The sequence below is a fragment of the Marinobacterium weihaiense genome, from assembly GCF_019061305.1.
Classification (GTDB): Bacteria; Pseudomonadota; Gammaproteobacteria; order Pseudomonadales; family Balneatricaceae; genus Marinobacterium; species Marinobacterium weihaiense.
On record NZ_JAHQZT010000021.1, the window covers coordinates 1 to 24,668 of the forward strand.

Consider the following 24,668-nt stretch of genomic DNA (forward strand, 5'->3'; position numbering starts at 1 on the left):
CGGTATTCGGCGCAAACAGCGGATGGCTGCCATGGACATTGAGTACATGGAGAGGGTGATACATGCTTAAAAAATGTTCACGCTCTCGCCCTGGCTTTCACCCGGCGATAAACCGAGCAGGGCGGCGCCCAACGGTGAAAGAACCGATATGCGCTGTTGCTCTGGGGCCGCTTCTGCCGGTAGAACCAGCTGCAGTATGCAGGTTTCATCGGTTTGCTGGATACGGAGCAGCAGCCGAGAGCCCGGACGGGCGCAGTGTGCCTGGTTGCTGTGGCGCAGGCGCTCGATACGGCTGAATGTTGACAGCAGTTGCAGTGGGCTGGAAAAGCCGGCACTGCCCTCTGCCATAAAATGTTTGATCAGGCGTGTGGCAATGTGCCTGAACGATGTTCTGACATGAAGCATAAAACCCTCCTGATATCCAAGTACATGAATATATGCCGGAGAGTTTTTACTCTCCGGCTTAATTCGGGAAGGTGATGGGCGGGAGACTGTAATGACTGATAATCATGCTTGTTTTATTTAAAATGGAATTGGCATGATCATACCTTGGATAAAATAAAAGGCAAGCTGCATTATTTAAGGCTTAATGCCGAACCGGAATCGGCCAGTCGGCTGCATCGACATGGTCCAGCGCCAGTGTCTGGGCCTCGCCCTGCCAGCGGTGGATGAAGTCGCCCTGAGGATCGTACTGGCGGGTCTGCTTGGCGATATCGAAACGGCGCTTGCCACGCGGGTCGGCGCCGACTCCGGCTAGGTACTGCCAGTTGCCCCAGTTACTGGCAACATCATAATCCAGCAGTTCCTGCTCGAACCAGGCGGCGCCATAACGCCAGTCCAGCGCCAGCTCGTTAACCAGGCAGCTGGCGACGATCTGGCGGCCGCGGTTGGACATCCAGCCGGTTGCCTTCAACTGCTTCATGCAGGCGTTGACCAACGGCCAGGGAGTGCTGCCTTCACACCAGGACTTGAAGCGCTGTGGATAAAAGCTGGTCAGGGGCGAGCGTTGCTGAATGCCATGCAGATGGTACAGGCGGTGATCATGGTGACGCGCATACCACTGGAAATATTCGCGCCAGAGCAGTTCGAAGAAAATCCAGTAGGTGGACTCGTTGGCTGTCTCACGCTGTTCATACTGCTGCAGTTGCCGCATGACTCGGCGAGGGGACAGGCTACCCTGAGCCAGCCAGGGTGAAAAGCGGGTACCGTTGTCCAGTCCGTCCAGCTCGTTGCGAACCTGCTTGTAGGTCGCCGGCAGTGAGGAGCTGAAGTAACGCTGCAAGTGTGTCTGGGCTGCCAGCTCACCGCCCTTGAACCAGCCGTTGTCTGCGGTGTCCGGTTTCAGTATTGGGGCTGCCGCATCGATTGCCACGCGGGGCATGGGCGGAAAATCCCGTACCGGAGGCAGCGGGGCAGGCAGGGTCAGTTTCTTTTCGACCCGGCGGCGAAAGGCGGAAAAACTGACCGGGAAGGGGTCCAGCAGCTCTGCCATCTGGGCCTGGTCGAACAGGGTGTAGGCATCAGCTGTGACCGGCTGCAGATGCGGGAAGCGATGGCTCAGCTCACTCAGCTGGCGCTGTTCGTACCAGCCCACCGGGCGTGTGCAATACAGTCGATCAATGCCCAGCTGGCTGATCAGGTCAGTCAGTACGTCCACCGGATTGCCGGTCAGGCAGTGCAGCTGCTGGCCACAGGTTTGCAGCTGCTGGGCAAGATCATGCAAGCCTTCGATGAGAAAATGCTTGCGTTTGGAACCCAGACGCGCAGTGTTGAAGGTGTCGGGGCGCTCGAGGGAAGGGTCCTGAACGTATACCACTAACAGATAATCACACTGACGTGCTGCCTGTTGCAGCGCAGGATTGTCATCCAGGCGAAGATCGTGAGTAAACCAGTAAAGTCCTGTATTCATGGCAGCTCCTTGTGTCTTGCCGGGTTGTACGTATATGGGAAGGTGCCGGTTTGCCGATTCAGGGCATCAAATGCCGTGATGTCATATGCTTCATGTAAGCAAAGGAGAGGGTGAATGGAAAAAATTCCACATGATGAAAGGCTGTTGCAGTGGCTGGGGCGCCTGATCCGTTGGTCGGTGCGTTTGCTGGCTGTATTGATGGTATTCGTGATCATGATGGGCGTTGTTGATGTCGGCTGGACCCTGTACGAAAAGCTGATTACCCCTCCGAAGTACATTCTGACCATTTCCGATATGCTGGCGACCTTTGGCGCCTTCATGGCTGTACTGATCGCTATCGAGATATTCATCAATATCACTATCTACCTGCGGGATAATGTCATTCACGTGAAAATCGTGATTGCCACCGCCTTGATGGCCATTGCGCGAAAAGTCATTATCCTCGACCTTGAGACCACACCGCCTGAGTATCTATGGGGCATTGCGCTGATCGTGGTGGCCATGAGCGTTGCCTATCTGATCGTGCAGCGGTACGGCTCTGACGAGGGAGGGCATGGATGAATGCACTGGAGTTGAAAGTGCCGCCGCCGGCCATGGCGGCGGTGGTCGCACTGCTGATCTATGGCGGTGACTGGCTCTGGCCGGCGGCCTGGCTGGGTACTGCTCCGACCGGGCTGGTGTTGGGGGTAGTGGCGCTGGCTCTGCTGATCGGGGTGGCGGCGGTGGCCCACTTTTTTCAGGTCGGTACCACGGTGCACCCGCACTGCCCCGACAAAAGCCGTGTATTGGTGGCGCGCGGCGTCTATCGCTTCAGTCGAAATCCCATGTACCTGGCGCTGCTGCTGATGCTGGTTGCCTGGTCGCTGCACCTGGGCTGGCCCGGGGCGCCGTTGGGCTGGGCCTTGTTCGTGGCCTGGATTACCCGCTTCCAGATTCGCCCCGAGGAGCGCATTCTGGCGCAGGTGTTCGGCGAGGAGTACCGGGACTATTGCCGTCGGGTCAGACGCTGGCTTTAGCATGTTCCCGGTGGTTGCAGCCGGTCAGCCGGCCCAGCGCTTCCCAGGCTTCATACTGGCTCATGAAAACCTGTCCGCTGAGTTCATCGAGAAAGTGGCTGCGCTTGAGGCTGTCCATGACCGGTCCCTTAACCTCGGACAGGTGGAACTGGACTCCGCTGTCATGCAGGCGATGATTGATCGCTTCGAGGCTTTCCAGCGCGGAGGCATCAATCAGGTTAACCGCCGGGCACATCAGCACCAAGTGCCGTAAGTCGGGGTGGCTGGCCACCAGGTCATACACCCGGTCCTCCAGGTAGCGAGCATTGGCAAAATAGAGGCTTTCATCGATACGCAGGGTCATGATCTGCTTGCAGGTTTCCACCTTGAAGCGGTCGACATTGCGAAAATGCTGTGTACCGGGTACTCGGCCGACGATGGCGCTGTGCGGCTTGCTGGTGCGGTACAGGTGTAGCAGGATAGACAAGCCGACACCGGCCATGATGCCCAGTTCTACGCCTTCCACCAGAGTCAACACGATGGTGGCCAGCATGGCGGCAAAGTCGCAACGAGAAAAGTCCCAGGTGCGTTTGAGTGCGCCCAGGTCGACCAGTGACAGCACCGCCACGATAATGGTGGCGGCCAGCGTAGCCTTGGGCAGGAAGAAAATCAGCGGCGTCAGCACCAGCGTTGCAATGGCAATGCCTACTGCAGTAAAGGCGCCGGCTGCCGGTGTTTCGGCACCGGCATCAAAGTTGACCACCGAACGGGAAAAGCCGCCGGTTACCGGGAAACCGCCGGAGACTGCAGAAGCAATATTGGCGCTACCCAGGCCGATCAGTTCCTGGTCCGGTGCGATGCGTTGGCGACGCTTGGCCGCCAGTGTTTGGGCAACCGACACGGATTCGACAAACCCGACCACGCTGATCAGCAGAGCGGAAACCAGCAGTTGCTGCCAGAGCTCGGCATCGAAAGCGGGTAGCTGCAGCCCCGGCAGACCGCTGGGGACCTCGCCGACCACACGGACACCGGCGGTCTGCAGGTCCCATCCCCAGGTGGCCAGTGTTGTCGCGGCCACCGCCAGTACCGGACCGGCCTTGGCGATGATATCCGCCAGGCGGGCGTTCATGCCGGTGCGCATCAACAGCGGCTTGAGTTGCTTGCGTACCCAGAATAGAAAAGCCGTCGCCCCGACCCCGATAATCAGGGTCGGCAGGTTGATCTGGTGCAGCTGAGAGCCCAGTGCCAACAGGATCTCCAGCAGGTTGTGGCCACTGGCATCCACGCCCAGGATATGCTTGAGTTGGCTGGCGGCAATGATAATCCCTGAGGCGGTGATAAAGCCCGAAATCACCGGGTGGCTGAGGAAGTTGGCTAGAATGCCCAACCGCAGCAGCCCCATCAGAATCAGAATACCCCCGGATAGAAACGCTAAGGCGGTCGCTGCCGCCAGATACTCGGCCGTGCCCTGCAGGGCCAGGTTGCCGACCGCAGCAGCCGTCATCAGCGAGACGACCGCAACCGGACCCACCGCCAGCGTTCGGCTGGTGCCGAAGATCGCATAGGCCACCAGTGGCAGAATACTGGCGTACAGCCCCACTTCTGCCGGCAGGCCGGCCAGCAGGGCATAGGCCAGTGACTGCGGAATCAGCATGATGGTGACGATCATCGCTGCAACCAGGTCGCTGGTCAGCGTATTACGGTCGTATACCTTCAGCCACTGGAGTATCGGGAGGTAGCGTTCAAGCATGAGTGCGTCCTGTCGGGAGCGTTCGGGTTATTTTTTCTCGGCAAAGTCACAGGCCGCATTTGCCTCATGATCCGCCGGTCGGTGTGTCAGAATTTCAGGTTTGGCCAGCCATTCCCGGCCCTTGAGCATGGCATTCCAGTAAATCCAGGGCAGCATCTTTTCCTTCAGCAGCCAGGACAACCGGCTTGGGCGTGTCCCCTCGACCAGCCAAATCGGGAAGCTGGGCAGTAGCTTGCCGCCGTAACCGAATTCGGCCAGCACGATCTTGCCGCGCTCCACTGTCAGGGGGCAGGACCCATAGCCGTCGTACACGGCACGGGGCGGCTGGCCCTTGAGGGCCTGCAGCACGTTTTCCGCCACCACCGGCGCCTGCTTGCGCACTGCTGCTGCGGTTTTGGCATTGGGTGTATTGCCGGCATCTCCAAGGCCGAAGATGTCGCCATAGCGCCGGTGTTGCAGGGTTTCGGGATTCAGGTCGATCCAGCCGGCGGCGTCGGCCAGCGGGCTGTCGCTGATGAAGCGCGGTGCACGTTGGGGCGGGCATACATGCAGCATGTCGAATGACTTGTCGACCTCTTCGCTGTTGCCCTGGGCATCCGTGACCCGGAAGCGGGCCAGGCGGTTGTCGCCGTCAACCGCAATCAGGGTGTGCTGATAGGCCAGGTTGATACGATAGCGATCCACGTATTCCATCAGTGCCGGCACATAATCGGCAACCCCGAACAGGGCCGCTCCAGCGGTGCAGAATTCAACCTGCAGATCCGGCAGGGCGCCGCTACGACGCCAGTGGTCACAAGCCAGATACATCGCCTTCTGGGGGGCACCGGCGCACTTGATCGGCATGGGGGGCTGGGTAAACAGGGCGCGCCCCTTGCGGGTGCTGTTGATCAGTTCCCAGGTATAGGGCGCCAAGTCAAAGCGGTAGTTGGACGTCACGCCGTTGCGCCCCAGTGTTTCGCGCAATCCGGGGATGGCATCCCAATCCAGTGTCAGCCCCGGAGCCACAATTAGGGTACGGTAGCCCAGGCGCTCACCATCCTCCAGTACTACCTGTTGCTGCTCCGGGCGGAAGGCGGCCGCTGCGGCCTGGTACCATTTAACGCCCTCGGGCATGACATCGTGCATGGGTCTCAGGGTCTGCTTGCGGTCAAAGACACCACCGCCCACCAGCGTCCAGCCAGGCTGATAGTAGTGTTCGGCGCTGGGCTCGATGATGGCAATATCCAGGTCAGGTTGTCGCTGAAGCAGGCTACCGGTGACAGCTTGGCCCGCGGCACCGCCGCCGACGATCAGTACATCATGGCGCCGGGGGGCAGCCGACATGCGAGGTGTGCCTTCGCCGTGTTCGGCAAGCGCCGCAATGCGATCCCGTTGTGCGCTGAGATCATAGCCGGCCGCCGCCGTCGCCTTGAGGATAGCGTCTACATCCAGTCGTGGTGCTTCTGCAAGCGCCCACAGAGTGCTGCAGCGAGTGCCCGTGCGGCAAAAAGCCAATACCGGGCCGTGCAGACGGTTGAGCAGGGCGCGGAATTCCGCGACATCGGCGTCACTGATTTTGCCGGATACCACCGGCAGGTAATGCCATTCCAGACCGTGACGCTCGGCCGCTTCGCGAATCGCGTTGCTGTCGGGCTGTTCCTGGCTTTCATTGTCCGGGCGATTGCAGATGATGGCCTTGAAGCCCAAGGTTGCTGCAAGACCGACGTCAGCCGCCGTGATCTGCGGGCTGACGCTGAGAAATGGAGTAAGCTGATGAATGTCCATGCACGTGTTCCTTTTCGTATTGTTATTATGAATCCCTGGCGCGAAGGCGTTAAAACAGGTCGATCGGAATCTTCAGATAGCGCTGACCGTTGTCTTCGGCAGGGGGCATCTGTCCGGCGCGCATGTTGACCTGTACCGATGGCAAAATCAGGCGTGGCATGTCCAGCGTGGCATCACGTTCGCTGCGCATGCGCACGAATTCTTCCTCGCTGATGCCTTCCTTGACGTGAATGTTGTGGGTACGTTCTTCGGCGACCGTGGTTTCATAGGCAAACTCATCCCGGCCGGGCGCCTTGTAGTCGTGACACATGAACAGGCGTGTATCGCCCGGCAGTGAAAACACGCGCTGAATGGAACGGTACAGGGTACGGGCATCGCCGCCGGGAAAATCGCAGCGTGCGGTCCCGAAATCCGGCATGAACAGGGTGTCGCCGACAAAGGCGGCATCGCCGAACACATAGGTCATGCACGCCGGTGTGTGGCCGGGGGTATGCAGGGCACGGCCCTGCAGTTCACCGATCTGCAGGGTATCGCTGTCGTTGAATAGGGCATCGAACTGGCTGCCGTCACGAGCGAATTCGGTACCGGCGTTAAAGGCCTTGCCGAAGGTGTCTTGAACAGTAGTGATGTGGGCGCCAATGCCAATACGGGCGCCGGTCTGCTGCTGCAGATAAGGGGCGGCTGACAGGTGGTCGGCATGGACATGGGTTTCCAGAATCCATGCTACGTTCAGGCCCTGGTCGGCGATGAAGGCCAGAATGGCATCGGCCGAGTCGGTTCCGGTCTTGCCGGCGGCGTAGTTGAAATCCAGTACCGAGTCGATGATGGCGCATTGGCGCGAATTCGGGTCCTGAACCACGTAACTGTAGGTGAATGTCGGTTCATCAAAAAACGCGGTGACGATCGGGTGCATACTCCCTCCGTTGTTAAATCCTTTTATTATATTCTTATAACACTTTTGAATATTCTAGTGGGCCGTTGCCGCAAAGCCAAATAGGAAATGGTTATAAACATCCGTGTTCTCATGCAGTGCCGGTCAGAGGATGCCGGCTTGTGCCATCTCTTCGATGACCAATTTATGAATTTGCTGAACGGGTGTGGGGCGGCGGTCATGACCAAGGGGATCGCGGCTGTAAACCAGGTAGGGGTACCAGGCGGTGTTGAGGCCGTGGTTGAGCAGTTGCAGCTCGCTGGAGTCTGCTTCCTCCATGATCAGCAGCGGCTCGGGAACATAACCCCAGCCCAGGCCATCCTGAATGGCATCACGGATCAGCTCATAGCTGCTCAGGGCCAGAGTGTCACGACTGATGTTGTGCAGACGAAAGCGCTCCTGCTGGTCGCTGTCGAGGTAGGTCACCTGGGTTGAACCTGCCAGGTCACTGTCATTCAGATATCCGAGCCGGGCCAGCCTGTGCTGGCGTGCGGCCATCAACTGCATGCGGGTCTTGGTCAGAATACGCTGACACAGGCTGTCACCGGCATAGGCCGGGTTGAATGCCATGGCGTAGGCGATATCCAGTTGGCCCTGGCGGACCAGTTCCGGCAGTTCGTCCGAGCCGGCAAAGCGCATGCGTAGCTTGAGGTCTGGCAGGTGCGTGCGCACACGGGTGATGACACGACGCCAAAATGACTCGGTCAGGACATCGTCTCGGCCGATGCTGAGCTCAATACTGTCCTCTCCAGGCGGATTGGCGCAGCGGTAGCTGATTTTTTCCTGTAGTGCCAGCAGGCGCTGGCAATCATCAAGAATCAGGGTGCCGGTGTCCGACAGTTGCAGGCTGTTGCCGCGCCGTTCGAACAGTCGGCAGTTGAGTTCGTCTTCCAGGGCGCTGATGGCCATGCTGAGGGTGCTGCGGTTGCGACCCAGCTCGGCAGCGGCGGCGGCGATGGAGCCCCTTTCTGCTACAGTGACAAAATAGTATAGATGCTCGATTCTCATGGGTGTGCTCGCTGAAGGCGTGAGCGTCATGATAATTGATGCTCAGTGATTGGCCTATATTTTTAGCCTTCGCTAAAGTGGCGTTAAATTGGCAATGTATCGGTTGACGGTACAGGTTGAGGATTTAATGCATTGGGTATTTCTGATTCTGGCGGTTGTGGGTGAAGTCTTGGGCACAACCTTGATGAAGTATGTCGTGGAGGAGGGATACCTGCTGTACGGCACACTGATTGCGCTGGTAATGGTAGGGCTTTCCTATCTGTTTCTCAGCCGGGCAACGCTGCGCATCCCGATTACGCTGGCCAACGCCTTTTGGGAAGGGGTCGGCATGGTATTGATTGCGCTGGTTTCGCTGTTTTGGCTGGGTGAGCAGATTTCCACCACACAAATGGCCGGCTTGGTACTGGCGCTGATTGGTGTTGCCGTTACCAACTATGGTCACTTCCGTCAGGAACAGCAGGGGGCCGCATGAGTGTTGGTATGATGTATCTGCTCGGGTCGGTGGTGCTGGATATTATGGCCAACCTGTCGCTAGAGCGCTCGGCCGGCTTCAAGCATCGTGTTTGGGGGTGGCTGGCGGTGGTGGCGATCATGGCGGCCTTCGCGCTATTGGCCCTGGCCGTGCAGACCATGGACCTGTTCATTGCCTATGCCATTTGGGGTGTGCTCTCGATTACGGGCACGGCGCTGGCCACGTGGGCCGTATTTGGCCAGCGCCTCAACTGGATCAGCTGGCTGGGCATCAGCCTGCTGATCTTTGCCATTCTGCTGATGCGGCTGGGTTAATCCCGCTTGGGCCCGATCCACACCTGCTGCACGTTCACGAACTCCAGTATGCCGTGTGGCCCCAGCTCGCGGCCGTAGCCCGAGCGTTTGATACCGCCGCTGGGCAGGCGTGGATCGGTCTTGACGATACCGTTGATCACCACTTGCCCCGCTTCGATTTGACGCGCCATTGCTTCGCCCCGAACCCGGTCGGTCCAGATGGACGCCGCCAGGCCGTACTCGGTGTTATTGGCAATTTGCAGCGCGTGCTCGGCGGAGTCCGCCTGCAGGACTACAGCCACCGGACCGAAGGTTTCTTCCCGGCAGGCCGGCATGTCATTGGTTACATGTGTCAGCAGGGTAACCGGATAGAAAAAGCCGGGTCCATCCGGGATATTGCCGCCCAGCAGGCACTTGGCACCCGCAGCAACTGTTTCGTCGACCTGACGCGCCAGCGCCTGGCGCAGGTCATCACGCGCAATGGGGCCGATATCCGTGTCGGGGCTGGCCGGGTCGCCCATGCGCAATTTCTCCAGCCGTTCCTGTAACAGCGTTACAAAATGGTCGTGCACCGGGGCTTCCACAATGATGCGCTTGGCGGCGATACAAGACTGCCCGGCATTGATGATCCGTGACAGCGCAATGGCATCGGCGGCCTGCTCCAGGTCGGCATCGGCCAGCACGATGGCCGGGTCCGAGCCACCCAGCTCCAGTACAGCCGGCTTGATCTGCTCGGCGGCGGTTGCCGCCACCTTACTGCCCGCCTGGCTGGAGCCGGTGAAGGAAACCGCCTGGATGTGTGGATGCCGAATGGCACTTGCGACCTCCGCCGTGGCCAGCGGCAGGCTCTGCAGAATGGCGTCCGGGGCGCCGGCCTGGATAAAGAGCTTGGCAATGGCCTCGGCACAGGCCGGGACATGCGGGTCATGCTTCATAAGGCAGGTGTTGCCCGCCATCAAGGCAGGGGCGCAGAAACGGAACGCCAGCCAGAAGGGGGCGTTCCAGGGCAGAATGCCCAGGACCGGCCCCAGCGGCAGGTGCTGAACATAACTGTGCATGGCGTCGGAGTGGAGATTCAGCGCCTCAAGGTAGCTTTCGGCATGTTCGGCGTAGTGTTCGGCGCACCAGGCGGCCTTGAGTACTTCACCACGCGCTTCCTTATCCGGCTTGCCCATTTCCAGTGTCATCAGGTGTGCCAGTTCAGCTTCCTGCTCGCGCATCAGCGCCGCAACCCGGGTGAGCACTTCGGCACGCTCGGCCAGCGAACGCGTCCGCCAGTGGCGAAAAGCCGTGGATGCGGCCCGGATGCGGGCATCCATTTCGGTCGCATCCAGGGCCGGGTATTCATGCAGGGGCTGACCGGTGGTGGGGTTAATCACATTCAGCATCAGGTTTCTCCTCCCTGTTTGCGCGCAACCTTGGATTTGATTTCCTTGCCGGCCGAGGCAAGGGTGCTGATTGGTGTGGGCATCTTGCTGGTGTCGGCATCGGGCTTGAGTGCGAAGTCCTGGGGCACATCTTCAAAGAACGAGCCACAGCCGCGCTCGGTGATGTAGAAAGTATCGGAAATGCCACAGGTCTTGTCGCCATCCACGCCCCACATCCAGGGGATGATGTGGAACGTCATGCCGGGCTCCAGCACTGAGCTGTCGCCGCCTTTGAGGCTGACGATGTAGCCTTCATCCCAGCTGGGCGGGAAGGCGATGCCGATGGAATAGCCCGAGCGCGTGATCAGGCGGGCACCGACATCGTTGTCGGTGATGATCGTGCGCACCAGATGGTCGGCATCCGAGACCGTCAGTCCCGGTCGCAACTCGGCGCGCAGCTGGCGCAGCGCCAGTTTCATTGTTTCCTGTGCCTTGTACATGGAGTCGCTCAGCTCGCCACAGATGACTGTGCGCATGAGCGCGGTATGGTAGCGGCGGTAGCAGCCGCCGACTTCCAGAAAAACATGCTCGCCGGGCTGTACCGTGCGCCCTTCCCAGGTGGCATGGCCGATCATGGTGCGCGGCCCGGAGGTGACATAGGGCATCACCGCCGGGAAATCGCCGCCGGCCTTGAACATGGCGGCGCTGATGGCACCGCCGATCTCGTTTTCGGTGACGCCGGGCCGACAGGCTTCGATGCCGGCTTCCATGCCGGCGCGGGCAGCTCGGGCCGCGATGCGCATGACGTCAAGCTCAGCAGCCGACTTGCATTTGCGGCCCTCCTCGACGATCCCGAAGCAGTCCATCAGGCGACCGTCCTTGAAGGCGGTCTTGAAGTAGTCCTGATGATAGGCCGGGAAGAAGTAGCTGTTGCGCTCGTAGCCCAGTACCTTGTCCGACAGACCGAATTCGCGCAGTGCCTCGATCAGCATTTGGATGGCATCGCCGGTGTCTGAGTAGGGGCGTGTTTTCTCCACCCAGGTACGAGCGTGGACATTGGACTCCTCCATCATCCGCGTGATCATGAACGGCTCGTCTTCCAGCGGTACCACCAGCGCCTGAAAATAGGAGTAGCCGGTAGTCTGGTAATCGGTCAGGTACATCAGGTTTTCCGGGTCGGTGATGATCACCGCATCGAGTAGGCGCTTGGCCATGCGCTGGCGCAGCTCGCCCAGTCGGCGCTGGTACTCTTCTATCGGAAAGGTCATGTCATCACGTTCACGCATCTTCAGCCTCCATCACATGGTGGATTGCGTCCTCCAGCAGGCGCAGACCCTGTTCCAGGTCGTCACCGGGGATGGTGAGCGGCGGAATCAGTTTCACCACGCGGCCGCCGATGCCACAGGGACCCACCAGCAGGCCGCGTTCGAAGCATTCGCGCGCAATCGCCTTGGCACGAGTGCCATCGACCACATCCAGCGCTTGCATCATGCCCTTGCCGCGGACTTCAAAGCCGGCACTGCGGTACTCCTCAGCCAGCGCCTGCAGGCGGTCATGCACTTTGTCACCGTTGGCACGGGTCTGCTGCATCAGCGTATCGTCCTCGAAGTAGCGCAACGCCTCGCGTCCCGCCACGAATGACAAGCCCTGGCCACGGAAGGTGCCGGTATGTTCGCCGGGCTGCCAGTGGGCATCGTGCTCGGGCTTGACCAAATTCATGGCCAGTGGTGTGCCGAAGCCGCCGATCCCCTTGGCCAGGCAGATGATGTCCGGGTCCAGTCCCATGTCATCAAAGCTGAAATAATGGCCGGTACGGCCGCAGCCGGCCTGAATGTCATCAAAAATCAGCAGGGCGCCGGTATCACGTGCCAATTGCTGCAGTGCCTGCAGCCACTCGCGGCTGGCCACGTTGACGCCGCCTTCGGCCTGAATCGGCTCAACGATGAAGGCCGCTGGTGCATCCAGCCCGCTGGAGCTGTTTTCCAGGGTTTGGCGCAGGGTCTTCAGGCAGCCCATGCCGCACCCGTTGGGCGTTTCAAAAGGGGCGTGACTGACGTTGTTCAGCGGTACCCCGGCGGCGTTGCGGAAATATTGGTTAGCGGTACAGGCTAGTGACCCCAGCGTCATGCCATGGAACCCTTGGCTGAATGCGATCACGTGACTGCGGCCGGTCACGCGGCGGGCCAGTTTCAGGGCGGCCTCCACCGCATTGGTGCCGGTGGGCCCCATGAACTGCAGTTTGTAAGTCCAGTCGCGCGGCTTGAGGATGGTCTCCACAAAGGCGGCGATGAAATCGCGCTTGGCGCTAGTGGCCATGTCCAGGCTGTGTGCCACGCCATCCGATTCAATAAAGCGGATCAGCGCGTCCTTCATGCGTGGGTTGTTGTGTCCGAAGTTCAGTACCCCGGCACCGGCAAAGAAGTCGATATAGCTGCGGCCCTGTTCATCCGTTTGGCGGGCATTGGAGGCTGTGGTGAACACAGTCGGGTACGCACGGGAGTAACCACGAATTTCGGATTCCCATTGTTCGAACAGTTCCATACTGATCTCCTTCTGCAACAAGTTGTAGCAGCGTGTGCAGACGATGCCTGCCGCCTTGGTTTTGAATGTGTGGCCGGTACAAGACCGGAAGAGGTACAGCCGAGTTGGCGCGTGCGGCTCACGAGCCGGTTGAAGGTGAACGATACCTTCAACGTAGGAGACAAAAACCGAGTGGGCAAGCCGGAAACCAAAAATCTTTTGGTTTCCGGCAGTTAGGCGTTGCTATTCAGGTACGGGGGCGCTGCACAGCCGTGCGAATACTTCGACGACCTTCGGAATCAGGTCATCATTGAAGACATAGTGTGGACTGTGGCAAGGGGCCTGGTAGTTGTCCTCTCGGGCCATGCCAATCAAGGCAAAGGCGCCGGGCACCTCGTTCAGGTAATAACTGAAATCCTCCGACGCCATAATCGGCAGGTGAATGCGGTCATGTTGCCAGTCAGGCCCGAGCACCTCGGACAGCGCCTGACGACAGTCGGCGGCCGCCGATGTGTGATTGATGGTGGCCTCGTAACGCTTGACCGTTTCAACCTGCGCGCTGACGCCGTAACTGCGTGCAGTATCCACGCTGATTTCTTCGATCAGCTGGTTAATGGTCGCGCGCAGTTCCGGTTGTGCCAGGCGAATGCTGCCGCCGATCTTGACGCGTTCCGGGGTGACGGTTGGTGCGCTGATGGCCTCGAACTGAGTGACGCTAATGACGCTGGCGGACTGGGGGGGCAGGCGCCGACTGACAATCTGTTGCAGGTTGAGCGTGATGGCCGCCGCCGCCAGTACCGGGTCGCGGCAGAGTTCGGGTTGACTGGCATGGCCCCCCTTGCCGCTGAGCTCGATTTCGAAGGTGCCGTTGCCGGACATGACGGGGCCGTCAGGGCAAACGGCCTTGCCGTAAGGAATGGCGGGCCAGTTGTGCCAGCCGTAGATGCAGTCCACACCCTCCAGCGCACCGTCTTCGATCATGCTGCGAGCACCGTGACCGCCTTCTTCGGCCGGCTGAAACAGCAGTGTCACCGGGCCGGGAAGCTTGGCTTCATGATGCTTGAGCCAGGCGGCGGCGGCCCAAAGCGCCGCTGTATGACCGTCATGGCCACAGGCATGCATCTTGCCGTGCGTCTGTGAGCGGTAGGGCAGATCGGCTAGTTCGTTGATGGGCAGGGCGTCGATATCGCCCCGCAGAGCCAGGTGTCGGCCCTTGGCCTGGGGGGCAAGGGTTGCCACTGTGCCGTAGCGGGCACAGCTGCGCCAGGCAATATCCAGCGCATCCAGCTGTTCGCGAATCACTCGACTGGTGTTTTCTTCCTCCCAGCTCAGCTCCGGCTGGCGGTGCAGTTGATGGCGCAGGCGTACGGCCTGCTGCATGACGCTATGCCAAGTGTCCATGTCACCTCCGGTGTCGGTGGATATGTCTCCAGCTTGGCAGAGGAAGGCGTCGGGGGGCAAATCCTCCGACGTGGCTCTTTGTCGGTCACAGGCTAGACTGCAGGCTAGACATCATCAGGACCACAATCGAGGAGCATCGTCATGTCATTGGCAGACAAACGCTGTACCCCCTGTCGCGGCGGTGTGCCAGCCCTGACACGGGAAGAGATTACCCCGTACCTGCAGCAACTGGACGGCTGGGCACTGTCGGATAATGCCAGCCGGATTGCCCGCGATTTCGCCTTTGCCGATTTCAACACGGCACTCACGTTCGTCAACCACGTGGGCCGGATCGCGGAAGAGATGGGCCATCACCCCGAGGTCAGCTTTGGCTGGGGGCATGCCCGCGTCGAAATCTGGACACACAAGATCGGCGGCCTGCATGAGAATGATTTCGTGTTTGCTGCCCGAGTCGACCGGCTGCCGGAGGTTTAGGTCGTCATATTTGCACGCTTGGAGCGACAATAGGGCTATATCGCATATATCTAAATAACAAAATAATATTTATTTTATATATCAATAAAGAATATATTGCGCGGGTCTTAACTGTTTCAAACCCCAAGGAGGTCCCTGATGACACCCGCGCTGCGTTCCACACTGTTTCTGGCTCTGGCCGGATTACCCCTGGCTGCACAGGCAACCAATGGCTATTTCATGCATGGCAGCAGCGTCAAATCTCAGGGCATGGCTGGTGTCAGTCTGGCGCTGGCGCATGACAGCATCAAGGCGGCCAGCAACCCTGCCTCGCTGATAGCCCTGGGTAGCCAGTATGACGCTGGACTAACTTTCTTTGACCCCAGTCGTAGCGCCAGTATCGAAGGCAATGCCTTTTTGGATGGTCGATACGACGGCAACGGTGATGGACCCTTCTGGATTCCCGAAGCCGGTTTTGCCCGCCGCCACAATGATCGTATTGCCTATGGCCTGGCCATGTATGCCAATGGTGGCATGAACACCGATTATGCCCGAAACCCCTATGGTGGCACAGGCTCGGCCGGTGTTGATCTGAGCCAGCTGTTTGTGACCGGCTCGGTGGCCTACAAGCTCAACGAGCGTCACAGTATCGGTGCCGGCGTCACTTATGTTCATCAGCGCTTTGCAGCCCAGGGGCTGCAAGGGTTCGATAATGCCGGCTGGAGTACTGCCCCGGGTGCCGTGACCAATAACGGCCACGACAGTGCCGATGGCTGGGGGCTTAAGCTGGGCTGGCAGGGCAAGGTCAGCGACCGTTTGACTCTGGGCGTCAGCTGGTCATCGCGTATCGAAACCGACCGTTTCAAGGAGTACCGCGGACTCTTTGCCGAGCAGGGCGGTTTCGATGTGCCCGAGAGTTACGGTATTGGTTTTGCTTGGCAGTTGAGCCCGCGCTGGACGCTGGCCGGTGACTGGGAGCGTATCGAATACAGCGAGGTCAAGGCGGTCGGCAACCCGCTCGCATTCAATGCTCCGTTGGGGGCCGACCGAGGGCCGGGTTTCGGCTGGCAGGATATCGATGTGTACAAGCTGGGCGTGATCTATGCCGCCAGCCCCAGGGTCACGCTGCGCGCCGGCATCAGTCACGCTGATCAGCCGATCCCGGCCAGCCAGACACTGCTCAATATTCTGGCGCCGGGCGTGATTCAGGATCACGCCAGTGTCGGTGCCAGCTGGCAGATGGGCCCGGCGCAGTCACTGACATTTTCCTACACCCGTGCACTGGAAGAGAGCGTGAAAGGACAAAACGCTATCCCGGGTGTGCTGGGCGGTGGTGAGGCCGACCTCAGCATGAGCCAGGATATCCTGGGCGTTGCCTGGCAATACCGGTACTGAGTTAATATTCACCACAATCACATCATCATTATGGCTGGCGAATTTGAGCTTGCCAGCCATGCCTCATCTTGGCTCGTATTATGTATCTGTCCGGTGCCGGCCGTTGCTGTGCCGGTTGAGAACAGATCATGCACGGCAGCTTTCAGCGACTTGCTTGTGATGAGATCCGGTTATTACCTCAAAGGGAGTAGAGTTATTCAGCCATAGCAGGGCGTGGGCCAGGATACAGCCGCATGCTTGGCACATTGGCCAGTGGTTCCTGCGGCGATTGTTCCTCAGCCCGGTGTGTCCGGGGGACGCAGAGTATTCGCGCCGGGGCATGAAAGGCTGATGTTTCAGCTCAGTGCTCGGGGTCTGCTAAGATGCAGCGAACCCTTTGAAAATGCTGGTAGTGGACCCGATACCATGACCCTGGAAATACTACTTCCCACGCTGATGGCCTCTTGCCTGGTCGCCCTGTCGGTCTGGGCGCTGACACGCTGGCAGGCCTCGACGCGCCAGCAGCAGCTGCAGGCTGCCAATGAGCAGCTGCGCCACCAGGTTGACCGGTTGCAGGACGAAGCCGACATGCTGCGCGACCAGAGTCTTTCCCTGCAGCAGGAGCAGAGCCGATTGCAGGTGGAACTGGGGCGGCTGCAGACCCGTGCCGAGGAGCGCGACCAGACACTGGCGCAATACCAGGCCTGGTGGCAGCAGGAACAGCAGCGTTATCAGCAGCTGCAGGCCAACTATCAACAGCTGCAGGCCGAACACAGCGCCGTTGCTACGCGTCGCGATCAACAGGAGCTGCATTTCAAGGCGCAGCTGCAGCAGCTGGAAGACAGCCGCCAGTTGCTTAAAAAGGAGTTCGAACAGCTGGCCGGCGAGATTCTGGAGCGCAAGGGCAAGGCCTTTACCGAAATGAGTGAGCAGAGCCTCAATCAGCTGTTGAACCCGATTCAGACCGAGATGAAGGGCTTCCGCGAAAAGGTAGAGAACATCCATTTGCGTGAGACCGAGCAGCGCATCCAGCTGCGCACCGAGCTGCAGAACCTGCAGCAGCTGAACCAGGCGATTACCGATCAGGCCCACAAGTTGACCACGGCACTGCAGGGGCAGAAGAAGGTGCAGGGCAACTGGGGCGAACTGATGCTGGAAAACGTGCTCGACAATGCCGGCCTGCGTCTGGGGCAGGACTACAAGCGCGAGGTCAGCATCAACACGGAAGAGGGCCGTCAGCGCCCGGATGCCATTGTCTACCTGCCCGGCGACAAGCATCTGATCATCGATGCCAAGACCTCGCTGGCCGCCTACACCCGTTACGTGAACGCCGAGCAGGACAGTGAGCGCCAGCAGGCACTGCGCGAACATGCCCGCGCGGTCTCGGACCGCATCAAGGAGCTGGCCGAACGCCGTTATGACCGCCTGCCGGGGTTGAATTCGCCCGAGATCGTGATCATGTTTATTCCGGTCGAGTCGGCGTACGTGGAAGCTCTCAAGGCGGATGAAACCCTGTATCAGCGTGCGCTGGAACAGAACGTGCTGGTGGCCACGCCGACCACGCTGCTGACCAGTCTCAACATCGTGCGTCAGCTGTGGCGCTTCGAGGACCAGAACCGCCATACCGCCGAACTGGCCGACCGGGCGGAGAAGTTCTACACCAAGCTCAACAGCTTCCTGACCAGCATGCAGGATGTGGGCAAGAAGCTGGACGGGGCGCGCGCCAGTTATGACAAGGCCTTCGGTCAGCTGTATTCGGGGCGCGGCAACCTGATCAAGCAGGCGGCCGAGTTCAAGGATCTGGGCGTGTCGGTACAGAAGGAACTGCCCGCCGAACTGGTCGACAAGGCGCGACTGGAGCTGGATAGCGGCGTTTGAACCGGTCTGGCTTGATGCATGGCAAGCCGCACGTCCGGTAGCGTGTTGGCGTTCGCGGAACTCAGGTAGTATGGCGGCACCGTTTACGATGTTTTAAGGAGATCGGGAGTTGAAATTTTTTCGAGCAATCAGCGTTCTGGAAGGGTTGTCCTATCTGTTAATCCTGAGCGTTACACTGGGTGCGATCAGCCGCGAATTCGTATCCATGCTGGGTATGGCCCATGGTGTGCTGTTTATCCTGTATCTGGTGCTGTCACTGCAGGCATCGCACAAGAAAGGCTGGTCAGTGATGGTATGGCTGCTGGTGTTCCTGGCATCGCTGGTGCCCTTTGCGTTCATCGCGGTCGAAATGTTCCTGAAAAAACAGTCTGACGAGACCGATGTGGCGACGGCGGAAGCCGCACAGTAGGCCATGAATGTGTGCGTCAGGATGCGTCCCGTGGGCGAGCAGGGTGGCTCGAACACGGGCGCGGTGAAGGGCTCAACGGTCGCGGGCCGTCTCCAGAGCTTCCTGTACCCGGCGTGCCTTGCGCTGGTTAAGCAGGTCCTTGGCGCTGACCAGAAAGATGCCCGCCAGCACCAGCAGGCCGCCCCCCACGAAGCCGCGGCTGAGGGCTTCATCCAGAATCATGACTCCAAACAGCACACCCACCAGCGGTGTCATGAACACGAAAGTGGCCATGCGTGATGCCAGGTAGCGCTTGAGCAGCCAGAACCAGGTCAGGTAGCTGCCCACGGCGATCACGACAGCCTGGAAGGCCAGGTTGAGTGTGGTGTCAGGCGTCCAGTGCATGCGGCCGTTGCCCATGATGAAGGCAGCACCGATTAGCATCACGGCCGCGACGGCCATCTGATAGAACAGCGTCTTGACGGCCGGCGCCTCCGACAGGCTGGAGCCGCGAATTACCACCGTGGTAAGACCCCAGATCGCACCGGCCAGGAGCGCCATGGCATCCCCCGTCAGGCTGGTGCCGGCAACGTCACCTCCGCCCAGAAACGCGATGCACACACCGATGAACGCCAGTCCGATACCGCCCCACTGCAGACCGGCGAGACGCTCGTCCGCATGCACAAAATGCAGCCCCAGTGCGGTAAAGATCGGTGAAGTGTAAAGAAACACCACGACATGGGATGCGTGAGTACGGGCCAGGGCCTCGCCGACAAACAGGAACTCCAGCGCGAACATCGTGCCGGCCAACAGTCCTGCCTTGAGGGTTCCGTCCGCGAAGGCTTTCAGCCCCTCCTGTCGCAGCATCAGCAGCAACAGCACCGTGGCGGCAAAGGCCGAACGCAGGCCGATCTGCAGAGTCGGAGCGATGTCATCCGCCGCTAGTTTGATGGCAACCTGCTGGAACCCCCAGCCCAGGCACAGCATCAGCAACAGACTGACCGCCATGAGGTCGAGGTGACGGCGTACAGTACTCATGAAACAGTCCTCTAGCGGGTAACGTGAAAAGGTAATGTAGATTACAGACTGTAGCCCTCACATGCACTCCCGTCGCTGGAAAAAATCGCCGGCAGGCACTGAAAAAGTGCTTTGAGCCGGTCATCGGCCGCACTATTATTCCACTCTTTATTATGCTGGCAGGCAGCTATGAAATGTGTTTCCTTTGATGCGTTCCGCACACTGCACCTTCCTGGTGTACGCTATATCAAACCTGAGCATATGTTCCGCGAACGTGCAGTGATCGAGGCGGCCGAATGGGTACTTTTTCCAGAGTACTGGCAGGTTAACGCACTGGTGTTCGGGCTGAAAAAACGCATTTTTCCCGGTCTTTCCGCGTACCTGATCGGTCACGACAAGGTGCAGATGACCCGTGCCTTTCAGCTGGTAGCACCCGATCATATTCCCTGGACCCTGATCGAACCCAATACCCCTGACCATGCCCGGCAGGTATGGGACCAGATGCCCTTGCCATTCGTTGCCAAGATTCCCAAGAGCAGCATGGGACAAGGGGTATTTCTGATCGAAAACCGTTCGGACTGGGCGACGTATCTGGCGTGCACCCCGGTGATCTACGCACAGGAGCGACTGCCGATTGATCGCGACCTGCGCCTGGTCGTCGTGGGCGGTAAGCTGGTCGCCGGCTTCTGGCGCTGTCAGGGCCATGACGGTTTCCACAACAACCTGTCTCAGGGAGGCACTGTGGATGCGGACACTCCGCTGCCGCAAGTGGCGGTGGATCTGGTGCTCAGGGTCAGCCAGCAACTGGAGATTGACCATGCCGGTTTCGATGTGGCAATGGTGGACGGTTACCCCTACCTGCTGGAGTTTAACCGTCTGTTTGGCAATCGTGGATTGCCGGGGCTGAGTCAGCAGGTGTCAGCAGCTATTCTGGATTATCTGCAGGAACAGACCGAGCGGGATGATGATCCGATTGATCCAACCCCGCCACTGCCGGCTGCAATTTAACCTGTGACACTATGCCACATCCCTTGAGGGAGCTTTTTTAAATAGAATGGCGCCACTTCAAAACAGGGGAGGCGCCATGGAATTATTACAAAAAGGTGGTGCGGTTATATGGATACTGATGGCCTACTCGGTTATCGGTATGGCAATAGTCATATCCGGCTATCTGCGTTTTGTTGCCAAACGTCAACCCGATTTTAATCGTTCTCTGCCTCAAGATCCCGCCTGTGAATATGGGCGTATTTTCAGTCGTCTGATTTCCGCACAACAGTCCGGTGTGGATCAGGCTTCCCTGCGGGCCCTGGCCCTGCGCCTGATCGACGCGCATATTCGTCATTTTGAAACCGGCCTCAAGACATTGAGTTTACTTGCGAATACGGCTCCTTTGATGGGCCTTTTGGGGACTATTATCGGCATGATATCGGCATTTCGTGTCATTGAGTCCCAAGGGGCGGGAGTGGATGCGCAGATGCTGGCGGGGGGATCTGGGAAGCAATGCTGACGACCGGAGTCGGTCTGGCTGTGGCTTTGCCCTTGCTGCTGTTTTTGCATTCATTGGAAGCACTGGTTGAAAAGCGGCACTGGCGGCTTTATGTGGCGGTTTCTGAAGTGATTCACGAGCCGGTTGAAAACGACCGAGGCTGATTTTCGGGTATCGCCATGCAGTATTATCCACGCAAACAGTTATCAAGCCAGAGTATTAATATCACGCCGCTGATTGATATTGTCTTTCTGTTGCTCATTTTCTTCATGCTGACGTCCCATTTTATCAATGAGAAACAGTTTGAAATCAGTTTGCCTGATGCTGAAAGCGGGCAGGAAAAAAGCGTTGAACAGCCGAAGCTAATCAGTATACGTGCAGATGGGCAGCTGTTTCAGGCGGAGCAGTTAATCGCGGTCGAACAGTTGGACAGTCTGTTGCTGCAGATGGCCAGAGACCGGCAGCCACTGGTACTGAGAGTTGATAAGCAGGCACCGTTTGAGCCGGTCATGGCGCTGATGGACCGGGCGCGACAACAGGGTGTATCCGCCATCGGTTTTGCCGTGCAGCAACCGGTAGAGCATCAGTGAGCATGGTGCTGAGAGGCATGCTGTTGTCCTGCCTGGCGCACTTGCTGCTGGCTTGGGTGGTCTGGCAAAACGGCTGGATGAATGTTGCGGCATTGCAGCCTTCCATTGAAGCGCCCGAAGCGGTACTCATGGCGGTGTTCCAGCCGCTGGAGCCTGTTGCTCAGGCTTCGACGAAGACACCACCGTTAGTGGCAGCGGCCGCCTCTGAGCAGGCAAGGCCAAAGGAGGCGGCTGCTTCTGAACAGGCGCCGGTGCCTGCTCCAGTGCCCGCGCCATCGCCCGCCGTCGTTTCTGCACCCACCCTCGAGCCCAGTGCCAGGCACGTTCAGGTGCCACAGAAAAAGCCGATGGTACGCGCTGAGCCTGCCGCAACCCGGAAGCCGGCTACGGCGACTCGCTCTCAGGAAGTCACGGCTGCCGTTGCAGGTACAGCGGCGGTGAATGCCACGCCCCCGATACAGTCACCAGCGACGGCGGCGCCCCAGGCTGCCCCCATCGAGCACATGCCTCAGGCACCCCGGCGTCCCAGCTATGTCCAGCGACTGACACACAGAATTGAACAGTACAAACGCTACCCGCGCCGGGCGCGCGAGCGGGGGCTGTCAGGTGAGGTGCGTTTCAGCGTGAACGTGGATGATGCAGGCGAGATGCTGGCGTTCCACTGGCTGGAAGGACATCAGGTGTTTCGCCGCTCGACACTGCAGGCGGTACGCCGAGCCCTGCCTTATCCACCAGATCCTGGGCAGGCACCCATCAGTATTCAAATTCGCATGATTTATTCGCTTCAGGACAGGATATAAGGATGAAAGGAACCAACAGGCTTTGGGCTGCCATGTTGCTGGCCGGGATGACGGCGACCGGTGTGCAGGCCGAAGAGCAGGTGATCCGTGTGTATTCGTCGACCATCGAGGATCGTTTCGGCGAGGACAGAACCCAGCCCAGCTCCACGGTGTCGTTGTCACGGGAAGAGATTGAGCAGCAGCATGCCCAGAACCTGCAGCAGGTGTTGCAGGCGATTCCCGGCATCACCACCGATCAGTCCGGCGGTGAAGATATCAAGATCAAGATCCGAGGGGTCGAGAATCAGCGCTACATGGGCGAGCCGCCGGGCGTGGTGATCGTGATTGATGGCGTGCCGGTGTTTGAGCGCACCGGCAAGGTCAATATTGACCTCGACAATATCGAGTCCATCGATGTGGTCAAGGGCGGGGCCTCCTATCTGTTCGGCGAAGATGCATTGGCCGGCGCGGTCATTATCAAGACCAAGCGCGGCCACGCGCAGCAAGGGATCTCGCTGGAGCATGAGCGCGGCAGTTTCGGCTATGAACGCTCAGTGCTGCGAGCCGGTGGTGGCACGGATAATCTGCAGGCACATGTGCAGTATGCCGATCGCAGTGCAGACGGCTTTTATGCCCTCAGCGACAGCAGGGCGGAAACGTTGTCGGGCAATATCACTTGGTATCCGGATGATGTCAGTGATCTAAGCCTCGGGTTTGAAAAGTCGGATCGCTACCGGGACCGCAACGGCTCGGTCAAGGGGAAAACCCAGGCGGAGACCGACCCCGAAGGCAACACGGCCTCACGTGATTACACCCGCAACTTTGATGTGGATCTGGCTCGCCTCAATCTGGCGTATTCGCGTGAGTTGAACGACAGCTTGAGTCTGCGGGGGTTGGTATATCAGTACACCGATGACACCCGTTTCTGGTCCGGCCCGATGAATTATGACGGCATGGGGGCGCGCACCACCGCAGTCGATGCTTACAAGTATGATACCGATTATGCCCAGACCCAGCGTGGCCTGAAACTGGAACTCAACCATAGCGGCGATCGTCTGGGAACACTGCTGGGGCTGGATCTGCGCCGGGACCGGACCGACAATGAAGTCCGTGCACTGCGAGATTACCGCAGCTTTTCACGGGGTGAGACGACGATGGCCGGTACCTTGCTGAGCCAGGATGAAGGGCGTACGGATACACAGGCCCTGTTTGCCGAGCTGAAATACCAGCTGGCGCAGGACACCACGTTGACCGCCAATGCTCGCCATGATCGCATCGAGGTCGATTATCGGGATCAGCTGAGCGATCAGGACGCGGACAAGGCGTTCAACGTCAACTCCTGGCGTCTGGGTCTGACTCATGATTTCACGCCTGATTCCACATTCTTCGCCAGTGCGTCTACCGGTTTCAGAACACCGACCCTGTCGCAGCTGTACCGCACCGACCTCAGCGGTGATCAGGCCGTGGCCAACAACCCGAATCTTGAGCCTGAAGAGTCGCTGACCTATGAGCTGGGTTTGCGCCAACGCTTCAACCTGGGCGGTTGGCCCAGTGCTGTCAGTGCGTCCGTGTTTCAGGTTGAACGTGATGATTTCATTCTCGACACCAGTGGCCAGTACAGCCCGAACAGCGCCAGTCATGATGTGACGGGCGAAGCGGCCATGTACGACAATATCGGCGGCACCCGGACACGCGGCTTCGAGTTCCAGCTCACCACTGAACCGCATCAGGACCTGGCGCTTGATCTGTCCTATACCTGGCTGCATTCCGTGTTTACCCGCTACGACGATTTCTATCAGGCGTTGGGCAACCCCTACGGCCGCTTCGGCTATGTCGATCCGGCCGGTTTCAATGATCCTGCCAACAGCTACACCCTGGTGCACTATGACAACAGCGGTAACCGGGTACCGCGTGTTTCGCCACATCAGATCAATGCGCGGCTGCACTGGTACGGTATCGACAATCTGAAAGTCACCACCGAAGTGGACTATCGCTCTACCGCCTGGGCCGATGAAATCAATCAGGAAAAGTGGGCCGGGCGTACGCTGGTCAACCTGATGGCCGAGTACAACCTCAGGGTTGGCAGCGGTGAACAGGACAACATCCAGCTGTTCATGCGCATCGATAACCTGTTCGACAAGGAATACTGGATCATCGCCCGTGGCGTGAACGACAGCAACGGCAGTCCGGCCACCGGCATGCAGTATGACGGTGTCTATAACGCTGAAGACCTGTCCATCGTTCCGTCCACCGGCCGCCGCTGGCAGGCCGGTGTGCGCTATCGTTTCTGAGG

Annotated in this window: 23 protein-coding genes and 1 pseudogene; 13 read left to right on the forward strand and 11 right to left on the reverse strand. The window is 59.2% G+C overall.

The genetic code is table 11. The features are described from left to right. Positions 1 to 66: 66 nt before the first annotated feature. Entirely contained in the window at positions 67 to 405 is a 339-nt protein-coding gene (locus tag KTN04_RS13375) for a GreA/GreB family elongation factor (RefSeq protein ID WP_254262556.1), read from the reverse strand. Between the two features lie 181 nt (positions 406 to 586). Next, positions 587 to 1,909 carry a DASH family cryptochrome gene (locus tag KTN04_RS13380; RefSeq protein WP_217335739.1) on the reverse strand — a complete coding sequence of 441 codons (1,323 nt, stop codon included), beginning with the start codon at positions 1,907 to 1,909 and terminating at the stop codon, positions 587 to 589. Between the two features lie 114 nt (positions 1,910 to 2,023). Here KTN04_RS13380 and KTN04_RS13385 point away from each other — a divergent pair, with 114 nt between their 5' ends. Continuing rightward, positions 2,024 to 2,470 (forward strand): phosphate-starvation-inducible PsiE family protein, encoded by a 447-nt coding sequence (locus KTN04_RS13385; RefSeq protein ID WP_217335740.1) that lies wholly within the window; start codon positions 2,024 to 2,026, stop codon positions 2,468 to 2,470. Continuing rightward, positions 2,467 to 2,925, forward strand: coding sequence for a methyltransferase family protein (locus KTN04_RS13390; protein WP_217335741.1), 459 nt, complete (start codon positions 2,467 to 2,469; stop codon positions 2,923 to 2,925). Before KTN04_RS13385 ends, KTN04_RS13390 begins: the two co-directional genes overlap by 4 nt. Here KTN04_RS13390 and KTN04_RS13395 read toward each other — a convergent pair. The 4 genes from KTN04_RS13395 to KTN04_RS13410 all read right to left on the reverse strand — a co-directional run bounded on the left by KTN04_RS13395 (position 2,909) and on the right by KTN04_RS13410 (position 8,357). Next, positions 2,909 to 4,654 (reverse strand): SulP family inorganic anion transporter, encoded by a 1,746-nt coding sequence (locus KTN04_RS13395; protein ID WP_217335742.1) that lies wholly within the window; start codon positions 4,652 to 4,654, stop codon positions 2,909 to 2,911. The two genes, KTN04_RS13390 and KTN04_RS13395, sit on opposite strands and share 17 nt — an antisense overlap. A gap of 27 nt (positions 4,655 to 4,681) precedes the next feature. After that, a complete protein-coding gene (locus tag KTN04_RS13400; RefSeq protein ID WP_217335743.1) occupies positions 4,682 to 6,418 on the reverse strand; it encodes a bifunctional protein tyrosine phosphatase family protein/NAD(P)/FAD-dependent oxidoreductase in 1,737 nt (578 codons plus the stop codon). A 49-nt stretch (positions 6,419 to 6,467) separates the two neighbouring features. Beyond that, positions 6,468 to 7,331 (reverse strand): MBL fold metallo-hydrolase, encoded by an 864-nt coding sequence (locus KTN04_RS13405; protein WP_217335744.1) that lies wholly within the window; start codon positions 7,329 to 7,331, stop codon positions 6,468 to 6,470. Positions 7,332 to 7,454: 123 nt separating this feature from the next. Continuing rightward, positions 7,455 to 8,357 carry a LysR family transcriptional regulator gene (locus KTN04_RS13410; protein WP_217335745.1) on the reverse strand — a complete coding sequence of 301 codons (903 nt, stop codon included), beginning with the start codon at positions 8,355 to 8,357 and terminating at the stop codon, positions 7,455 to 7,457. A 127-nt stretch (positions 8,358 to 8,484) separates the two neighbouring features. Here KTN04_RS13410 and KTN04_RS13415 point away from each other — a divergent pair, with 127 nt between their 5' ends. Both KTN04_RS13415 and KTN04_RS13420 read left to right on the forward strand, forming a co-directional pair. Then, a complete protein-coding gene (locus KTN04_RS13415) occupies positions 8,485 to 8,829 on the forward strand; it encodes a DMT family transporter (protein WP_217335746.1) in 345 nt (114 codons plus the stop codon). Then, entirely contained in the window at positions 8,826 to 9,143 is a 318-nt protein-coding gene (locus KTN04_RS13420) for an SMR family transporter (RefSeq protein ID WP_217335747.1), read from the forward strand. Before KTN04_RS13415 ends, KTN04_RS13420 begins: the two co-directional genes overlap by 4 nt. On the opposite strand, the gene KTN04_RS13425 is transcribed toward KTN04_RS13420, so the two are convergent. The 4 genes from KTN04_RS13425 to doeB2 all read right to left on the reverse strand — a co-directional run bounded on the left by KTN04_RS13425 (position 9,140) and on the right by doeB2 (position 14,410). Next, a complete protein-coding gene (locus KTN04_RS13425; RefSeq protein ID WP_217335748.1) occupies positions 9,140 to 10,510 on the reverse strand; it encodes an NAD-dependent succinate-semialdehyde dehydrogenase in 1,371 nt (456 codons plus the stop codon). The two genes, KTN04_RS13420 and KTN04_RS13425, sit on opposite strands and share 4 nt — an antisense overlap. Further along, on the reverse strand, positions 10,510 to 11,775 hold the full coding sequence (doeA, locus tag KTN04_RS13430; RefSeq protein ID WP_217335749.1) for an ectoine hydrolase: 1,266 nt from the start codon (positions 11,773 to 11,775) through the stop codon (positions 10,510 to 10,512). The genes KTN04_RS13425 and doeA overlap by 1 nt, the downstream gene beginning before the upstream one ends. Next, positions 11,768 to 13,030: an aspartate aminotransferase family protein gene (locus KTN04_RS13435; RefSeq protein ID WP_217335750.1), complete on the reverse strand. Its 1,263-nt coding sequence runs from the start codon at positions 13,028 to 13,030 to the stop codon at positions 11,768 to 11,770. Before KTN04_RS13435 ends, doeA begins: the two co-directional genes overlap by 8 nt. Before the next feature lie 222 nt (positions 13,031 to 13,252). Next, the gene (gene doeB2 / locus KTN04_RS13440; RefSeq protein ID WP_217335751.1) at positions 13,253 to 14,410 is read right to left on the reverse strand and encodes a N(2)-acetyl-L-2,4-diaminobutanoate deacetylase DoeB2; all 1,158 of its coding nucleotides are present in this window, start codon (positions 14,408 to 14,410) and stop codon (positions 13,253 to 13,255) included. Positions 14,411 to 14,551: 141 nt separating this feature from the next. Between doeB2 and KTN04_RS13445 the strand changes: the two genes are divergently transcribed. The 4 genes from KTN04_RS13445 to KTN04_RS13460 all read left to right on the forward strand — a co-directional run bounded on the left by KTN04_RS13445 (position 14,552) and on the right by KTN04_RS13460 (position 18,524). Next, the gene (locus tag KTN04_RS13445; RefSeq protein ID WP_217335752.1) at positions 14,552 to 14,884 is read left to right on the forward strand and encodes a 4a-hydroxytetrahydrobiopterin dehydratase; all 333 of its coding nucleotides are present in this window, start codon (positions 14,552 to 14,554) and stop codon (positions 14,882 to 14,884) included. A gap of 138 nt (positions 14,885 to 15,022) precedes the next feature. Further along, positions 15,023 to 16,258, forward strand: coding sequence for an OmpP1/FadL family transporter (locus KTN04_RS13450; RefSeq protein ID WP_217335753.1), 1,236 nt, complete (start codon positions 15,023 to 15,025; stop codon positions 16,256 to 16,258). 405 nt (positions 16,259 to 16,663) lie between these two features. Beyond that, positions 16,664 to 18,115, forward strand: a complete 1,452-nt coding sequence (rmuC, locus tag KTN04_RS13455; protein WP_217335754.1) for a DNA recombination protein RmuC — start codon at positions 16,664 to 16,666, stop codon at positions 18,113 to 18,115. Positions 18,116 to 18,224: 109 nt separating this feature from the next. Then, positions 18,225 to 18,524, forward strand: a complete 300-nt coding sequence (locus KTN04_RS13460) for a DUF3817 domain-containing protein (protein ID WP_217335755.1) — start codon at positions 18,225 to 18,227, stop codon at positions 18,522 to 18,524. Positions 18,525 to 18,596: 72 nt separating this feature from the next. Here the strand turns inward: KTN04_RS13460 and KTN04_RS13465 are convergent, their stop codons facing one another. Beyond that, on the reverse strand, positions 18,597 to 19,541 hold the full coding sequence (locus KTN04_RS13465; RefSeq protein WP_217335756.1) for a DMT family transporter: 945 nt from the start codon (positions 19,539 to 19,541) through the stop codon (positions 18,597 to 18,599). Positions 19,542 to 19,709: 168 nt separating this feature from the next. Here KTN04_RS13465 and KTN04_RS13470 point away from each other — a divergent pair, with 168 nt between their 5' ends. The 5 genes and pseudogenes from KTN04_RS13470 to KTN04_RS13495 all read left to right on the forward strand — a co-directional run bounded on the left by KTN04_RS13470 (position 19,710) and on the right by KTN04_RS13495 (position 24,666). Continuing rightward, a complete protein-coding gene (locus tag KTN04_RS13470) occupies positions 19,710 to 20,528 on the forward strand; it encodes an ATP-grasp domain-containing protein (protein WP_217335757.1) in 819 nt (272 codons plus the stop codon). A 139-nt stretch (positions 20,529 to 20,667) separates the two neighbouring features. Continuing rightward, a pseudogene (locus tag KTN04_RS16895) lies at positions 20,668 to 21,170 on the forward strand (MotA/TolQ/ExbB proton channel family protein). Positions 21,171 to 21,185: 15 nt separating this feature from the next. After that, a complete protein-coding gene (locus KTN04_RS13485; RefSeq protein WP_217335760.1) occupies positions 21,186 to 21,596 on the forward strand; it encodes an ExbD/TolR family protein in 411 nt (136 codons plus the stop codon). 17 nt (positions 21,597 to 21,613) lie between these two features. After that, entirely contained in the window at positions 21,614 to 22,396 is a 783-nt protein-coding gene (locus KTN04_RS13490) for a TonB family protein (RefSeq protein WP_217335761.1), read from the forward strand. Positions 22,397 to 22,398: 2 nt separating this feature from the next. Further along, a complete protein-coding gene (locus KTN04_RS13495; RefSeq protein ID WP_217335762.1) occupies positions 22,399 to 24,666 on the forward strand; it encodes a TonB-dependent receptor in 2,268 nt (755 codons plus the stop codon). Positions 24,667 to 24,668: the final 2 nt, after the last annotated feature.

Coding starts and splice junctions, on each gene's coding strand:
- KTN04_RS13375 (WP_254262556.1), bottom strand. CDS start 405: ATGCTTCATGTCAGAACATCGTTCAGGCACATTGCCACACGCCTGATC.
- KTN04_RS13380 (WP_217335739.1), bottom strand. CDS start 1,909: ATGAATACAGGACTTTACTGGTTTACTCACGATCTTCGCCTGGATGAC.
- KTN04_RS13385 (WP_217335740.1), top strand. CDS start 2,024: ATGGAAAAAATTCCACATGATGAAAGGCTGTTGCAGTGGCTGGGGCGC.
- KTN04_RS13390 (WP_217335741.1), top strand. CDS start 2,467: ATGAATGCACTGGAGTTGAAAGTGCCGCCGCCGGCCATGGCGGCGGTG.
- KTN04_RS13395 (WP_217335742.1), bottom strand. CDS start 4,654: ATGCTTGAACGCTACCTCCCGATACTCCAGTGGCTGAAGGTATACGAC.
- KTN04_RS13400 (WP_217335743.1), bottom strand. CDS start 6,418: ATGGACATTCATCAGCTTACTCCATTTCTCAGCGTCAGCCCGCAGATC.
- KTN04_RS13405 (WP_217335744.1), bottom strand. CDS start 7,331: ATGCACCCGATCGTCACCGCGTTTTTTGATGAACCGACATTCACCTAC.
- KTN04_RS13410 (WP_217335745.1), bottom strand. CDS start 8,357: ATGAGAATCGAGCATCTATACTATTTTGTCACTGTAGCAGAAAGGGGC.
- KTN04_RS13415 (WP_217335746.1), top strand. CDS start 8,485: ATGCATTGGGTATTTCTGATTCTGGCGGTTGTGGGTGAAGTCTTGGGC.
- KTN04_RS13420 (WP_217335747.1), top strand. CDS start 8,826: ATGAGTGTTGGTATGATGTATCTGCTCGGGTCGGTGGTGCTGGATATT.
- KTN04_RS13425 (WP_217335748.1), bottom strand. CDS start 10,510: ATGCTGAATGTGATTAACCCCACCACCGGTCAGCCCCTGCATGAATAC.
- doeA (WP_217335749.1), bottom strand. CDS start 11,775: ATGCGTGAACGTGATGACATGACCTTTCCGATAGAAGAGTACCAGCGC.
- KTN04_RS13435 (WP_217335750.1), bottom strand. CDS start 13,030: ATGGAACTGTTCGAACAATGGGAATCCGAAATTCGTGGTTACTCCCGT.
- doeB2 (WP_217335751.1), bottom strand. CDS start 14,410: ATGGACACTTGGCATAGCGTCATGCAGCAGGCCGTACGCCTGCGCCAT.
- KTN04_RS13445 (WP_217335752.1), top strand. CDS start 14,552: ATGTCATTGGCAGACAAACGCTGTACCCCCTGTCGCGGCGGTGTGCCA.
- KTN04_RS13450 (WP_217335753.1), top strand. CDS start 15,023: ATGACACCCGCGCTGCGTTCCACACTGTTTCTGGCTCTGGCCGGATTA.
- rmuC (WP_217335754.1), top strand. CDS start 16,664: ATGACCCTGGAAATACTACTTCCCACGCTGATGGCCTCTTGCCTGGTC.
- KTN04_RS13465 (WP_217335756.1), bottom strand. CDS start 19,541: ATGAGTACTGTACGCCGTCACCTCGACCTCATGGCGGTCAGTCTGTTG.
- KTN04_RS13470 (WP_217335757.1), top strand. CDS start 19,710: ATGAAATGTGTTTCCTTTGATGCGTTCCGCACACTGCACCTTCCTGGT.
- KTN04_RS13485 (WP_217335760.1), top strand. CDS start 21,186: ATGCAGTATTATCCACGCAAACAGTTATCAAGCCAGAGTATTAATATC.
- KTN04_RS13490 (WP_217335761.1), top strand. CDS start 21,614: ATGCTGTTGTCCTGCCTGGCGCACTTGCTGCTGGCTTGGGTGGTCTGG.
- KTN04_RS13495 (WP_217335762.1), top strand. CDS start 22,399: ATGAAAGGAACCAACAGGCTTTGGGCTGCCATGTTGCTGGCCGGGATG.